We start from the raw sequence: 12,741 nt of genomic DNA on the forward strand, positions 1-12,741 counted from the left end.
GCAACCGAAACCATGTCGGTTTCCGTAACCCTTCCGGCGCTCGGCGAGAGCGTCACCGAGGGCACCGTCACCCGCTGGCTGAAGGCCGAGGGCGAGCGCGTCGAGGCCGACGAGCCGCTGCTCGAGGTCTCGACCGACAAGGTCGACACCGAGATCCCCGCCCCCGCCTCCGGCATCCTGGCCTCCATCAAGGTGGCCGAGGACGAGACCGTCGAGGTCGGCGCCGAGCTCGCCGTCATCGACGACGGCTCGGGCGCCCCGGCGGCCGAGGCCGCCCCGGCGCAGGAGGCCCCGGCGCAGGAGGCCCCGGCGCAGCAGGCTCCGGCGCAGGAGGCTCCGGCCCCGCAGGCCGCGCCGTCCACCGAGGCCGAGACGCCCGCCCCGGCCCCCACGGCCGAGGCCGCTTCCGGCGGTGGCTCCGCCGAGGGCACCGACGTCGTGCTTCCGGCGCTCGGCGAGAGCGTGACCGAGGGCACCGTCACGCGCTGGCTCAAGGAGGTCGGCGAGGAGGTGGCCGAGGACGAGCCGCTGCTCGAGGTCTCCACGGACAAGGTCGACACCGAGATCCCGGCTCCGGTCGCGGGCGTGCTGCTCGAGATCGTCGTCGGTGAGGACGAGACCGCCGAGGTCGGCGCCAAGCTCGCCGTCATCGGTGCGCCCGGCGCGGCTCCGGCGGCCGCTCAGGCTCCGGCCGCCCCGGCCCCCCAGGCCGCCCCGGCGCCGGCTCCGGCCGCTGCCCCGGCCGCTCCGGCACCTGCCGCCCCGGCTCCTGCACCGGCTGCCGCTCCGGCACCGGCTCCCCAGGCCCACGCCCCGGCCGCCGCTCAGGCTCCGGCCGCCCCGGCCCCCCAGGCCGCCCCGGCGCCGGCTCCGGCCGCCGCCCCGGCCCCGCAGGCTCCGGCCCCCGCCCCGGCCTCCGGTGACGACGGCGCGTACGTCACGCCGCTGGTCCGCAAGCTCGCCTCCGAGTCCGGTGTGGACCTGGGCGCGGTCAAGGGCACCGGCGTCGGCGGTCGCATCCGCAAGCAGGACGTCATCGCCGCCGCGGAGGCCGCCAAGGCTCCCGCTCCGGCCGCCGCCGCCCCGGCCGCGAAGAAGGCCGCCCCGTCCCTCGAGGCGTCCCCGCTGCGCGGTCAGACGGTCAAGATGACCCGCATGCGCAAGGTCATCGGCGACAACATGATGAAGGCGCTGCACTCGCAGGCCCAGCTGACCACGGTCGTCGAGGTCGACATCACGAAGCTGATGAAGCTGCGCAACCAGGCGAAGGACGCCTTCGCCGCGCGTGAGGGCGTCAAGCTGTCCCCGATGCCGTTCTTCGTGAAGGCGGCGGCCCAGGCGCTGAAGGCCCACCCGGTCATCAACGCCCGGATCAACGAGGACGAGGGCACCATCACGTACTTCGACTCGGAGAACATCGGCATCGCCGTCGACTCCGAGAAGGGTCTGATGACCCCGGTCATCAAGGGTGCGGGCGACCTCAACCTGGCCGGCATCTCCAAGGCCACGGCCGAGCTGGCCGGCAAGGTCCGCGGCAACAAGATCACCCCGGACGAGCTGTCGGGCGCGACGTTCACGATCAGCAACACCGGCTCGCGCGGTGCGCTGTTCGACACCGTCATCGTCCCGCCGAACCAGGTCGCCATCCTGGGCATCGGCGCCACCGTCAAGCGTCCGGCGGTCATCGAGACCGCCGAGGGCACCGTCATCGGCGTCCGCGACATGACGTACCTGGCTCTGTCCTACGACCACCGTCTGGTGGACGGCGCCGACGCCGCCCGCTACCTGACGGCGGTCAAGGCGATCCTGGAGGCCGGCGAGTTCGAGGTCGAGCTCGGCCTGTAAGGCTCTCCACGGCACCCTGGGACGGCTGTAACACTCGTCTCACCAGCGGCCGCGTCCCCGTCCGGGCTCTTTCGGACGGGGACGCGGCCGTATTGTTTGGCACGTCGCCGCTCGCCTTAAGGAGCCCCCATGACCGTGCCCGTAGTCCACTCGCTGCGCGAGCAGATCCGCGAGCACATCGTGGAGGGGATCGTCAGCGGGCGCTGGAAGCCCGGTGAGCGGATCGTGGAGCGGCGCATCGCGGTGGAGCTCCAGGTCAGCCAGACGCCCGTGCGCGAGGCCCTGCGGGAGCTGGAGAGCCTGCGCCTGATCGAGTCGGCGCCCAACAAGGGCGTACGCGTGCGCAATCTGAGCGCGGCTGACCTCGAGGAGAGCTATCCGGTGCGGGCCGGTCTCGAACAGATCGCGGCGGAGCTGGCGGCCGGACGTCTTGCCGAGGACTGCTCGGCCCTGGAGCCGCACGTGGCGGCCCTGTACGAGGCGGACCGCGCCGCCGACGGCACCGCGCAGGTGCGGCACACCGTCGGCTTCCACCGCGAGCTGGTGCGGGCCGCCGACAACAGTGTGCTGCTGCACACATGGGAGGGCCTGGGCATCGAGGTCTTCACGGCGCTCTCGATCCGCTGGCTGGGCACCGTACAGAAGTCGTACGCGGAGGAGCACGAGGACCTGGTGGCGGCCTTCCGGCGGCGGGATCCGGCCATCGGCCCGCTGGTGAAGGCGCATGTCCTCGGGTGCGCCCCGCGCAGCGCCTGACCGGAGCGGCGCCGGCCGCCGACCCTGCGAATGCAAGGCACCGGGTGCCCGCATCAGCGGCACCCTGTGCCGACTTTCGCGATTCGAGCAAGTTTTTGGGCCCATACTTTGATCGATCATCGATCGTCGGCATACAGTCAACGGCGGACTCACCGGTCCAGGCCCCGTCCTGCCAGACAAAGGCCCCCTTTTCTCCACCCCCCTCCTGTCCGGAAGGCGGCGATCATGATCGACCCCGTAGCCAAGTTTCCGAGCGAGCTCGACCAGCTCCCGGACCGTGACACCGAGGAGACCGCCGAATGGGCGGCCTCCCTCGATGCCGTCGCCAAGGCCGCCGGCCCGCACCGGGCCGCGTATCTGATGCGCCGCACGCTCAAGCATGCCGAAGGCGCGGGCCTCGCCCTGCCGAAGCTGCTGGAGACGGACTACGTCAACACCATCCCTTCCTCCGCGGAGCCCGTCATCGACGGCGACGAGGAGATGGAGCGCCGGATCACCGCGTGGAACCGCTGGAACGCGGCCGCCATGGTGACCCGAGGCTCGAAGTACGGCGTCGGCGGCCACATCGCGACCTTCGCGTCCGCGGCCTGGCTGTACGAGACCGGCTTCAACCACTTCTTCCGCGGCAAGGAGGGCGACGGATCGGGCGACCAGCTCTACATCCAGGGCCACGCCTCGCCCGGCATCTACGCCCGCGCCTTCCTCGACGGCCGCCTCACCGAGGCGCACCTGGACAAGTTCCGCCAGGAGTCCGCCGGCGACGGTCTGCCGTCCTACCCGCACCCGCGCCGCCTGCCCTGGCTGTGGGAGTTCCCGACCGTCTCCATGGGACTCGGCCCGCTCTCCGCGATCTACCAGGCGCGCTTCAACCGGTACCTCACCAACCGGAACATCAAGGACGTCTCCAACTCCCACGTGTGGGCGTTCCTCGGTGACGGCGAGATGGACGAGCCCGAGTCGACGGCGGCCCTCGCGCTCGCCGCCCGCGAGGGTCTGGACAACCTGACCTTCGTCATCAACTGCAACCTCCAGCGCCTGGACGGCCCGGTCCGCGCCAACTTCAAGATCGTGCAGGAGCTGGAGGCCCAGTTCCGCGGCGCCGGCTGGAACGTCGTGAAGTCGCTGTGGGGCGGCGCCTGGGACGAGCTCTTCCAGCTCGACACCACCGGCGCCCTCGTCCGCCGCCTGCGCGAGGTCCCCGACGCCCAGGTGCAGACGTACCAGACGCGTGACGCGGCCTACATCCGCGAGGACTTCTTCGGCAAGGACCCGGCGCTCGTCGAGATGGCCAAGCTCCTGTCGGACGACAAGATCCTGGAGTGCTTCCACCTCTCGCGCGGTGGCCACGAGCCGCGCAAGGTGTACGCCGCCTACAAGGCCGCCCTGTCCCACAAGGGTGCGCCGACCGTCATCCTGGCGCAGACCGTCAAGGGCTTCACCCTCGGTGAGGGCTTCGCGTCCAAGAACGCGAACCACCAGATGAAGAAGCTCACCAACGACGAGTTCAAGAACATGCGTGACCTTCTTGAACTGCCCATCTCCGACGCGCAGTTCGTCGACGGCCAGGTCCCCTACGGCCACCCCGGCGCCGACTCCCCCGAGGTCCGCTACCTCCAGGAGCGCCGCGCGGCGCTCGGCGGGCCGGCCCCGGCCCGCCGAAGCCACGCGCTCGCCCCGCTGCCGGCCCCGGCCGACAAGTCCTTCGCGGCCTTCGACAAGGGCTCCGGCAGCCAGTCCATGGCCACCACCATGGCGTTCGTGCGCCTGATGAAGGACCTGATCCGCGACAAGACGACCGGCAAGCGCTGGGTCCCGATCGTCCCGGACGAGGCCCGCACCTTCGGCATGGAGTCGCTGTTCCCCTCGCTCGGCATCTACTCGCCCAAGGGCCAGACGTACGAGCCGGTCGACCGCGACCAGCTCATGTACTACCGCGAGGCCAAGGACGGCCAGATCCTCAACGAGGGCATCACCGAGGCCGGCTCGATGGCCGACTTCATCGCCGCGTCGTCCTCGTACGCCACGCACGGCGAGCCGATGATCCCGTTCTACATCTTCTACTCGATGTTCGGCTGGCAGCGCACGGCCGACCAGATGTGGCAGCTCGGCGACCAGCTCGGCCGCGGCTTCCTGGTGGGCGCCACCGCCGGTCGTACGACCCTGACCGGTGAGGGCCTTCAGCACGCCGACGGCCACTCCCCGGTGATCGCGGCGACCAACCCGGCGGCCATGTCCTACGACCCGGCCTTCGCCTACGAGGTCGCGGCCATCGTCAAGGACGGTCTGCGCCGGATGTACGGCGAGGCGGCCCCCGGTGAGGACCGGGACGTCTTCTACTACCTCACCGTCTACAACGAGCCGATGCCCCAGCCGGCGAAGCCTTCGGGCATCGACGAGGGCATCGTCAAGGGCCTGTACCGCTTCAACACGGCGGAGTCGGCCGGCGTGACCTTCCCATCCCCCAAGCTCTCGGCTCCGCTCGAGCAGGGAGGTGCCCCCATCGCCCCGCGCATCCAGCTCCTGGGTTCCGGCACCGCGATCCACTGGACCCTTGAGGCCCAGAAGCTGCTCGCCGAGGAGTGGGGCGTGGCCGCCGACGTGTGGTCCGCGACCTCCTGGACCGAGCTGCGCCGCGACGCCCTCGAAGCCGATGCCGCCCTGCTGCGCGGCGAGGAGCGGATCCCCTACATCCGCAAGGCGCTCGACGGCGTGGACTCCCCCGTCCTCGCGGTCTCCGACTACATGCGTCAGGTCCCCGACCAGATCGCGCAGTGGGTCCAGCAGGACTGGTCCTCGCTCGGGGCGGACGGCTTCGGTCTGTCCGACACCCGTGAGGCGGCCCGCCGTCACTTCGGCGTCGACGCGCAGTCGATCGTGGTGGCGGCCCTGGCCCAGCTCGCCAGGCGCGGCGAGGTCCCGGTCACGGCCGTGAAGGAAGCGCGCGAGCGCTACGGCCTGTAGGCCGCACCCGGTCACGCACGCGTGCCCCGTCCCGATTGCCGGGGCGGGGCACGCGTGCGTGAATGTCGACCGGGGGCGACACGACTCCGGGAGCACAGCGTGAAGATCTACAACCGTCCTTCGGCGCCCGCCTGGGCCGACCTGTCGACGACCGACGTGAGCGCGGCCAAGGCCTTCTACGGGGGCCTCTTCGGCTGGCGGGGCGCGGACGTGCCGATGGAGGAGGCCGGCGGGTACGGCATGTTCCTGCTCGGCGAGGAGTACGTCGGCGGGTACGGGCCCTGCATGGCGCCGGGGCAGCCGGTGGCGTGGCTGGCGTACATCCAGGTCGAGTCGGCCGACGAAACGGCGGCGAAGGTGACCGGCAACGGGGGCTCGATCGTGGCGGGCCCCATGGACGTCTTCGACTCGGGCCGCCTCGCGGTGTTCGCCGACCCGGCGGGCGCGGTCTTCGGCGTCTGGCAGCCCAAGGAGCACAAGGGGTTCGGCGTCGTGGACCGGCCGGGCGGCATGTGCTGGTTCGAGCTCCTGACCCGGGACGCGGACCGGGCAAGGACGTTCTACCGCGCGGTCTTCGGCTGGGACAGCGACAGCGAGCCGTACGGGGCCTCCGAGTACACCGAGTGGAAGCTCGAGGGCGAGAGCTTCAGCGGCATGATGCGGATGGGCGAGGACTTTCCGCCGGAGGTGCCGGCGCACTGGATGGTGTACGTCCAGGTCGAGGACTGCGACGCGACGGCGGCGAAGGCCCGCGAGCTGGGCGGGGACGTGCATGTGCCGCCCACGTCGATCCCGCCGGGCCGTTTCGCCCTGCTGCGCGACCCGCAGGGCGGCGTCTTCTCCGTCATTGCTTTGACCGCCGGGTAGCCGGCGCTGGTCGGCACCGGGCAGCCGGCGCCGGTCGGCGGGGGCCCGCCCGCGCCCCCGGCCGGCCCGAAGCGCGGCCAACTGGCGGGTGGTGTCGCCACATTGGCGATGGCGGCGGACAACTCCCCCACAATGGCAGGGCGTTGTAGCATTGACGCGTGCCTGGACACAGCGATTCGGCCGAGGAACAGCGCCGTCCACGGGACGTGGTCGCCGACGGCCTGCGCGCCCTGATCTGCGGGGGCGAGCTGCGGGTCGGGGAGCGGCTGCCCACCCAGGCGGAGCTCAGCGCGCGGTTCGCGGTGCCGCGCGGCGCGGTCCGTGGCGCCGTCGAACTCCTTGAGCGGGAAGGCCTGATCAGACGGGCCCAGCAGGGCACACCGCCCACGGTCGCCCGCTCGGCCGCCCCCGGCCGCGACGGTCGTGCGGGCGGCGACGGCGGCGACGTGCCGGGCCGGCGCCGCCACGCGCCCCGGCCCGCGGGGGTCTTCCTGGGCGAGCGGGTGGCGTGGTGCTTCCGCGAGGAAGAGGTCACCATCGACGCGTACTGCCTCAATGGCGAGACATTGGCCGCCGCGCTGGCGGGGCCCCTGGTCGCCGTGCAGGCAGCGGGCTTCGGCCCGCGCAGGGTGACGGTGCGGGTCCTGCTGCCCGACGCGGAGGCCCCGCTGGCGCTGCCGCAGGTGATCGGGGATCTGGGCAACGTCAGGCCGCGCGAGCGGCTGCGGATCACCAGCAACCACATCTACGGTTCGCTGCGCCACTCCCTGCGGATGCTCAAGGTCCGCGATCTGGTCGATGACGTGAGCGTGGAGGCCCGCAAGGTGGCGATCACCCCCACGCAGAAGGTGTACATCCTCAACGGCCGCGAGGTGCTGGCCGGCCACTACCAGGTGACCGAACGCACGGTGGATCTCGACCGGAACCCGATCGACATCTACGACATGCTCGGCGTGGAGGGCATGCTGTTCCGGCACGCCGTGGTCGACGACGACCCGGTGACCCGCGGCTATGTCGAGCAGACCCAGCAGTGGTTCGACTCGCTGTGGAACACCATCGCCCGCCCCCTGGACCCCAATCAGGACTGAGCCGTCGGGGCCGGGCGCGGACGGGGCGCCCGAGCCGTCCGGCGGCGGTTCAGGCGGCAGCGGTTCAGGCGGAGGCGATCAGCAGGAGCACCACCAGCACGGCCGCCACGCACACCAGGTTCACGCGCGGCCCGGCCGGCACCGGCTTCGGCTCCGGGGACCGCGCGCCGCCGCCCTTGGTGAGCAGGACGCCGAGGACCAGCGCCAGCAGGCCCGACGGGCCGAGCAGGGACACCACACCCGCGTTCGACAGCAGTTCGAGGACGATCCGCACCCGCGTCTCCAGTCCCATGGAACACCTCCTTTGGTAGTCGCCGCCGGGGACCGCGCGCAGTGACGATCGGTGCCTTCCTTGGCCGGCGATTGTGTTCCCTCCTCCTACCCGGCGTGAATGGCTGCCATCTATGGCCAGCCGCCTGCCTATTGGGCAACACAGCCGCACCAATGGCGGGTTGAGCGGTCAGGGCGGTCAACCAATCGGGCAGGTACGTGAGTTGCCCGCTTGCCGCGCTCATCTGGTCGCACATGCACCCGAGTTGTAGCCTCACGTGGTGACGACCCACACCACGGGGCCCGGCCGGGACGCAGCCGGGGAGACCCCCGGCTACCGTCTGGTGGCCGACGCGCTGCGCCAGGACATCCAGAACGGCGTCCCTGCGCCCGGCGAGGCGCTGCCCAAGCAGGAACAGCTGATGCGGCGCTTCCACTGCGGGCGCGGCACTGTACAGAAGGCCCTCCAACTGCTGCGTGACGAACAGCTCCTGGAGGCCGGGGTGTCGGGCCGGGGCGCCCGGGTGGCCCGCCAGGCTGCCATCGGGCGGCCATTGGCCCACTACATCTCCCGCGCGTTCGAAGCGCCCCACGTCTCGCTCGACGTGTGGTCGCTGCACACCGAGGAGCTGTCCCGTGCCGTGCAGCAACAGGCCGAACTCATCAGGCTCGGCGACCGGCCGGCCCCGGATTCGGTACGGGTGCGGGTCCTGGTGCCCGATCTGGACACCCCGCACCCCTATCCGCGCCACGTCGACGACCCGGATGACCCGCGCCCGCTGCGGCGGCTGCGCCGGGTCATCCGGATGTACGCCGAGGCGCTGCACCACTCGCTCACCCAGCTGGCCGAGGAGGGTACGGTCGCCTCGGTGTCCGTGGAGATCCGGAGCCTGCCGACGGTGCCCGGCGAGAAGCGCTACCTCATCAACGGCACACAGATGCTGACCGGCTACTACTTCCTGCGCCGGACCCGCATCCTGGTCGACGCGGCGTCCATAGAGGTACTTGAGCTGCACAGCGACACCCTCTTCCCGGCCGGGTCGGAGGTGAACGGGGCGCGGCCCCTCGACCGGGCCGAGCTCCAGCAGGCGCAGGCATGGTTCGACTCACGCTGGGAGATGGCCGCGACGCCACTGCGCCCGCTCGACGAGTGAGGACCCGCCCCACCCGGCGCGGGCCGCCAGGCGCGGACGGCCCGGGGGCAAGGTGCGCGGGCGCCGGCGGCCCGGGGGCGGGGTGCGCGGGCGCCGGCGGCCCGGGGCGGCGCGAGGCGCGAGGCGGCCCGATGGCAACAGGTGTGCCAGGGGTGGCGGATGGCGCCAACCGGACGAAAAGCGCCGCTCCGCGTGCGCCGCGACCCGCCACCCACGATGCTGGGTGCGTGATGGACGAGACGGAGTTCTGGGAGATCGTCGACCGTACCCGCGAGGCCGCCGACGGCGACCCCGAGGAGCAGGCCGACCTGCTCATCGAGCGGCTGCTCCAGCTCGACCCCGAATCCGTGCTCGACTTCGCCCGGCACTTCGAGGCGCGCTACAACCGCGCCTACCGCTGGGACCTGTGGGGCGCGGCGGCCGTGCTGCTCGGCGGGGCGAGCGACGACGCGTTCGACTACTTCCGCTGCTGGCTGATCGGCCAGGGCCGGGAGGTCTTCGAGGGCGCGGTGCACGACCCCGACGCGCTGGCCGACCTCGTCGGCGAGTTCGACGAGGAGGTCGACGGCGACGGCGAGGAGCTGGGTTACGCGGCGGACGAGGCGTACGAGCAGCTGACCGGCGTGGTCGCGCCCGACCTCGGCATCCCGCCCCAGGCCGACGAGCCGGAGGGGACGCCGCTGGACTTCGAGGACGAAGCGGCCCTCGCGGACCGTTTCCCGCGCCTGTGGGACCGCTTCGGCCCGGGCTGAGCCGGTCCGGCGCGGGCCGGGCGGCGGCGCGGGCCGGGCGCGGGCCGGGCGCGGGCCGGGCGCGGGCCGGGCGCGGGCCGGCTCCCGGGGTGTCAGAAGTGCGTTCCGCCGTCGACGCGGACCTCGGTGCCGGTGATGAAACGGCCGTCGTCACTGGCCAGCATCGCGACCACCGACGCCACCGTCTCCGGGCCCGCGAAGCCCTGCCCGATGGCCGGGGCGAGCTTCACGAAGAGCGACATGTCGGCGTCGGCGGGCAGGCCCGGGCCCACACTGGAGCGGGACGCGCCGCTTCCGTCGGTCATGCCGGAGGAGATCGAGCCGGGCTGCACGGCGGTGAAGCGGATGCCCTGCTTGGCGTACTCGGCGGCCAGCGCGTGCGTCATCGACTGGACGCCGCCCTTGCTGGCCGCGTACGCCGCCATGTAGGGGTGGGCGAACACCGCCGACGTCGAGCTGAAGTTGACTACGGCCGCGCCATTGCCTTCGAGCAGCGCCGGGATCGCCTCGCGGATCATCAGGAAGGTGCCGGTCAGATTGACCGCGACCACCCGGTTGAACTCGGCCAGGCTCGTCTCGTGGGTGTGCGAGGAGCGCAGGATGCCGGCCGCGTTGACCAGGACGTCGAGGCCGCCGAGCACGCAGACGGCGGCGGCCACGCCCTCGCGGACCGACTCCTCGTCGGCTATGTCGATGTCCAGGGTGGTCAGCCGTCCGATGGCGGCGCCCGCCTTGTCGGCGGTGTCCTTCAGGCCGGCCTCACTGACGTCCGCCGCGACGACGTGCCCGCCCTCGGCGAGCAGGCGCAGCACCGTGGCCTGCCCGATGCCGGAGCCGCCGCCGGTGACCAGGGCGCGGCGTCCTTCGTAGCGGTCGGTGACGGGGTTCATGCTCATGGGTCCAGCTTTCTTGTGACGGGCGCGGGGTCCTCGATGCGCGGCCCGAGGGATGGCCGATGGAGGCGGCCAACGGCGGGGCGGCTCCCACCGTACGCCTGGGTGGCACGTTTTGCCACCATGTCACTTCATGCATACGCCGAGGGTGCGGGCGTACGCTGACCCCGTGACCCAGCCCGATCCGCAGCCACACTCCTCGTCGTCCCCGCCACGCCCGCCGCTTCAGCCCTCACTCACCGAGCGCCGCAAGGCCGCGACCCAGCTCGACATCGCCCGCGCCGCGGCCGCGCTCTTCGCCGAGCACGGGCCCGACGGCACCACCGCCGAGGCCATCGCCCGCCACGCCGGGGTCGCGCTGCGCACCTTCTACCGCTACTTCCGCTCCAAGCAGGACGCGGTCGGCCCGCTGCTCTCGGGCGGCGCCGAACGCTGGCGCGCCCTGCTCGAAACCGCGGGGCCCGGCCCGCTGGCCCCCACCCTGGAAACCGCCGTGCGGGAAGCGCTCGCGGTGCCCGACGCGCACGCGGCCGAACAGCTGCGGTGGACCCGGGGGCTGCTGCGCGCGGCCGAGCACGACGCGGCGCTGCGCGCGGTCTGGTACCGCGTCAACCAGGACTCCGAGGAGCGCCTGCTGCCGGTCCTCGCCCGGCTCGCGGGACCGGGCGCGGACGCCCTCGAGGTACGCCTCGCCGCGGCCGCCGCCACCGACGCGATCCGGGTCGCCCTCGAGTCCTGGTCCGCAACCGACGCCCCGGCCACGGGCCCGGGCTCCCCCGCCGAACTCGCGGTGCGCTGCCTGCGCGAACTCACCGGCGCGATGCGCCTGTTGGGCCGCTGACCCCGGGCGCTAGCGGGCGTCGAGCCAGGCCAGGGCTGCGGTGGTGAGGGCGGTGACGCCGGTGGTCAGGGTGGGTTCGACGACCGGCGCGAAGTACGGCGAATGGTTGGAGGGGATGTCCCGCTCAAGGGTGCCGGCGGCGAGCGCGGCGGCGAACGCCTCGGGGTCGGCTCCCCCCAACAGCCAGTAGCAGAGCGGCACTTGGGCCTCGGCGCCGAACAGGCCGACGTCCTCGCTGCCCGTGACCGGGCCCGGGTCGAACACCTTGTCCGCGCCGATGACCGCGCCGACGGCGGCCATGGTCCGCGCCACCGCGTCCTCGTCGTTGACCAGGAGCGGGAAGGAGGCCGTCGTCTCGATGTCGGGTTCGCGCGCGGCCCCGGCCACGGCCGCCTCGCCGCGCACGATCCGCTCCACGGCGGCGAGCACCGTACGGCGCACGTCCTCGGTGTACGTACGGATGCTGAGCAACAGCTCGGCCTCGTCGGGAATGATGTTGTCCTTGGTCCCGGCGTTCAGGGCGCCCACGGTGACGACGGCCGTCTCGCTGCCCGCGATCTCGCGCGAGACGATCGTCTGTAGGCGCAGCACGGTCGAGGCCGCCATCACCACCGGGTCGACGGACGTCTCGGGCCGTGAACCGTGCGCCCCCTTGCCGTGCATCACGACCCTGAGCGCGTCGGCGGCGGCGAAGGCGGGCCCCGCGTGCGCGCCGATCATCCCGGCCGGGAACGGCCCCACGTGCTGGCCGAGCACCACGTCGGGCGTCCCGAACCGTTCGTACAGCCCGTCGTCGAGCATGGCCCGCGCGCCCTGCCCGGTCTCCTCGGCCGGCTGGAAGACCCCAAGGACGGTGCCGCTCCACAGCTCGCGGGAATCGGCGAGCAGTTTGAGCGCGCCGAGCAGACAGGCGGTGTGCATGTCGTGCCCGCACGCGTGCATGACCCCCTCGACGGTGGAGGCGTGGCCGAGTCCGGTGCGTTCGGTCACGGGCAGCGCGTCGAAGTCGGCCCGGACCAGCACGGTGGGTCCCGGCCCGTTCCGCAGCACGGCCACCACCCCTGTGCGCCCGACGCCGGTGGTCACCTCGCAGCCGTACTCCCCTGCCCGGCGGGCGACTTCGGCGGCGGTGCGGTGCTCGGCGAAGGAGAGCTCGGGGTGGGCGTGCAGATCGCGGTAGATCCCGGCGAGCTCGGCGCGGATCGCGTCGAGCCCCAGCAGGGCGGTGGGGGCGGAGGGGGCGGGGTGGGACACGGTGCCTGCCTGCTCTCGGGTCGGGGTCGGTACTGGGACTGGGACTGGGACTGGGGACGG

The 12,741-nt window shown here is 72.5% G+C and carries 11 protein-coding genes; 8 read left to right on the forward strand and 3 right to left on the reverse strand.

Features of this window, described 5'->3' with window-relative positions:
* The first annotated feature begins 12 nt into the window (after positions 1-12).
* The 5 genes from sucB to ABR738_RS11705 all read left to right on the forward strand — a co-directional run bounded on the left by sucB (position 13) and on the right by ABR738_RS11705 (position 7,517).
* Positions 13-1,845 carry a 2-oxoglutarate dehydrogenase, E2 component, dihydrolipoamide succinyltransferase gene (gene sucB / locus ABR738_RS11685; RefSeq protein ID WP_350229903.1) on the forward strand — a complete coding sequence of 611 codons (1,833 nt, stop codon included), beginning with the start codon at positions 13-15 and terminating at the stop codon, positions 1,843-1,845.
* Between the two features lie 129 nt (positions 1,846-1,974).
* Positions 1,975-2,601: a GntR family transcriptional regulator gene (locus ABR738_RS11690; RefSeq protein WP_350229904.1), complete on the forward strand. Its 627-nt coding sequence runs from the start codon at positions 1,975-1,977 to the stop codon at positions 2,599-2,601.
* Between the two features lie 225 nt (positions 2,602-2,826).
* Complete coding sequence (gene aceE / locus ABR738_RS11695; protein ID WP_350229905.1) at positions 2,827-5,562, forward strand: pyruvate dehydrogenase (acetyl-transferring), homodimeric type; 2,736 nt, start codon at positions 2,827-2,829, stop codon at positions 5,560-5,562.
* Between the two features lie 99 nt (positions 5,563-5,661).
* Positions 5,662-6,429, forward strand: a complete 768-nt coding sequence (locus tag ABR738_RS11700) for a VOC family protein (protein WP_350229906.1) — start codon at positions 5,662-5,664, stop codon at positions 6,427-6,429.
* A 158-nt stretch (positions 6,430-6,587) separates the two neighbouring features.
* Positions 6,588-7,517 (forward strand): winged helix-turn-helix domain-containing protein, encoded by a 930-nt coding sequence (locus tag ABR738_RS11705; protein ID WP_350229907.1) that lies wholly within the window; start codon positions 6,588-6,590, stop codon positions 7,515-7,517.
* Between the two features lie 64 nt (positions 7,518-7,581).
* Here the strand turns inward: ABR738_RS11705 and ABR738_RS11710 are convergent, their stop codons facing one another.
* On the reverse strand, positions 7,582-7,809 hold the full coding sequence (locus ABR738_RS11710; RefSeq protein WP_350229908.1) for a hypothetical protein: 228 nt from the start codon (positions 7,807-7,809) through the stop codon (positions 7,582-7,584).
* A gap of 259 nt (positions 7,810-8,068) precedes the next feature.
* Between ABR738_RS11710 and ABR738_RS11715 the strand changes: the two genes are divergently transcribed.
* Positions 8,069-8,941 (forward strand): GntR family transcriptional regulator, encoded by an 873-nt coding sequence (locus tag ABR738_RS11715; RefSeq protein ID WP_350229909.1) that lies wholly within the window; start codon positions 8,069-8,071, stop codon positions 8,939-8,941.
* A gap of 230 nt (positions 8,942-9,171) precedes the next feature.
* Positions 9,172-9,693 (forward strand): DUF4240 domain-containing protein, encoded by a 522-nt coding sequence (locus tag ABR738_RS11720; protein ID WP_350234530.1) that lies wholly within the window; start codon positions 9,172-9,174, stop codon positions 9,691-9,693.
* A 92-nt stretch (positions 9,694-9,785) separates the two neighbouring features.
* Here the strand turns inward: ABR738_RS11720 and ABR738_RS11725 are convergent, their stop codons facing one another.
* On the reverse strand, positions 9,786-10,583 hold the full coding sequence (locus ABR738_RS11725; RefSeq protein ID WP_350234531.1) for an SDR family NAD(P)-dependent oxidoreductase: 798 nt from the start codon (positions 10,581-10,583) through the stop codon (positions 9,786-9,788).
* Positions 10,584-10,755: 172 nt separating this feature from the next.
* Here ABR738_RS11725 and ABR738_RS11730 point away from each other — a divergent pair, with 172 nt between their 5' ends.
* Positions 10,756-11,427, forward strand: a complete 672-nt coding sequence (locus ABR738_RS11730; protein WP_350229910.1) for a TetR/AcrR family transcriptional regulator — start codon at positions 10,756-10,758, stop codon at positions 11,425-11,427.
* 9 nt (positions 11,428-11,436) lie between these two features.
* Here the strand turns inward: ABR738_RS11730 and ABR738_RS11735 are convergent, their stop codons facing one another.
* Positions 11,437-12,681 carry an amidohydrolase gene (locus tag ABR738_RS11735; RefSeq protein ID WP_350229911.1) on the reverse strand — a complete coding sequence of 415 codons (1,245 nt, stop codon included), beginning with the start codon at positions 12,679-12,681 and terminating at the stop codon, positions 11,437-11,439.
* Between the last annotated feature and the right edge of the window lie 60 nt (positions 12,682-12,741).

Origin of the sequence: Streptomyces sp. Edi4 (assembly GCF_040253615.1) — a bacterium.
Lineage (GTDB): Bacteria > Actinomycetota > Actinomycetes > Streptomycetales > Streptomycetaceae > Streptomyces.

Excerpts from the sequence above, each read along its gene's own strand:
- ABR738_RS11720 (WP_350234530.1), top strand. The coding sequence starts at position 9,172 with ATGGACGAGACGGAGTTCTGGGAGATCGTCGACCGTACCCGCGAGGCC.
- sucB (WP_350229903.1), top strand. The coding sequence starts at position 13 with ATGTCGGTTTCCGTAACCCTTCCGGCGCTCGGCGAGAGCGTCACCGAG.
- ABR738_RS11690 (WP_350229904.1), top strand. The coding sequence starts at position 1,975 with ATGACCGTGCCCGTAGTCCACTCGCTGCGCGAGCAGATCCGCGAGCAC.
- ABR738_RS11725 (WP_350234531.1), bottom strand. The coding sequence starts at position 10,583 with ATGAACCCCGTCACCGACCGCTACGAAGGACGCCGCGCCCTGGTCACC.
- aceE (WP_350229905.1), top strand. The coding sequence starts at position 2,827 with ATGATCGACCCCGTAGCCAAGTTTCCGAGCGAGCTCGACCAGCTCCCG.
- ABR738_RS11710 (WP_350229908.1), bottom strand. The coding sequence starts at position 7,809 with ATGGGACTGGAGACGCGGGTGCGGATCGTCCTCGAACTGCTGTCGAAC.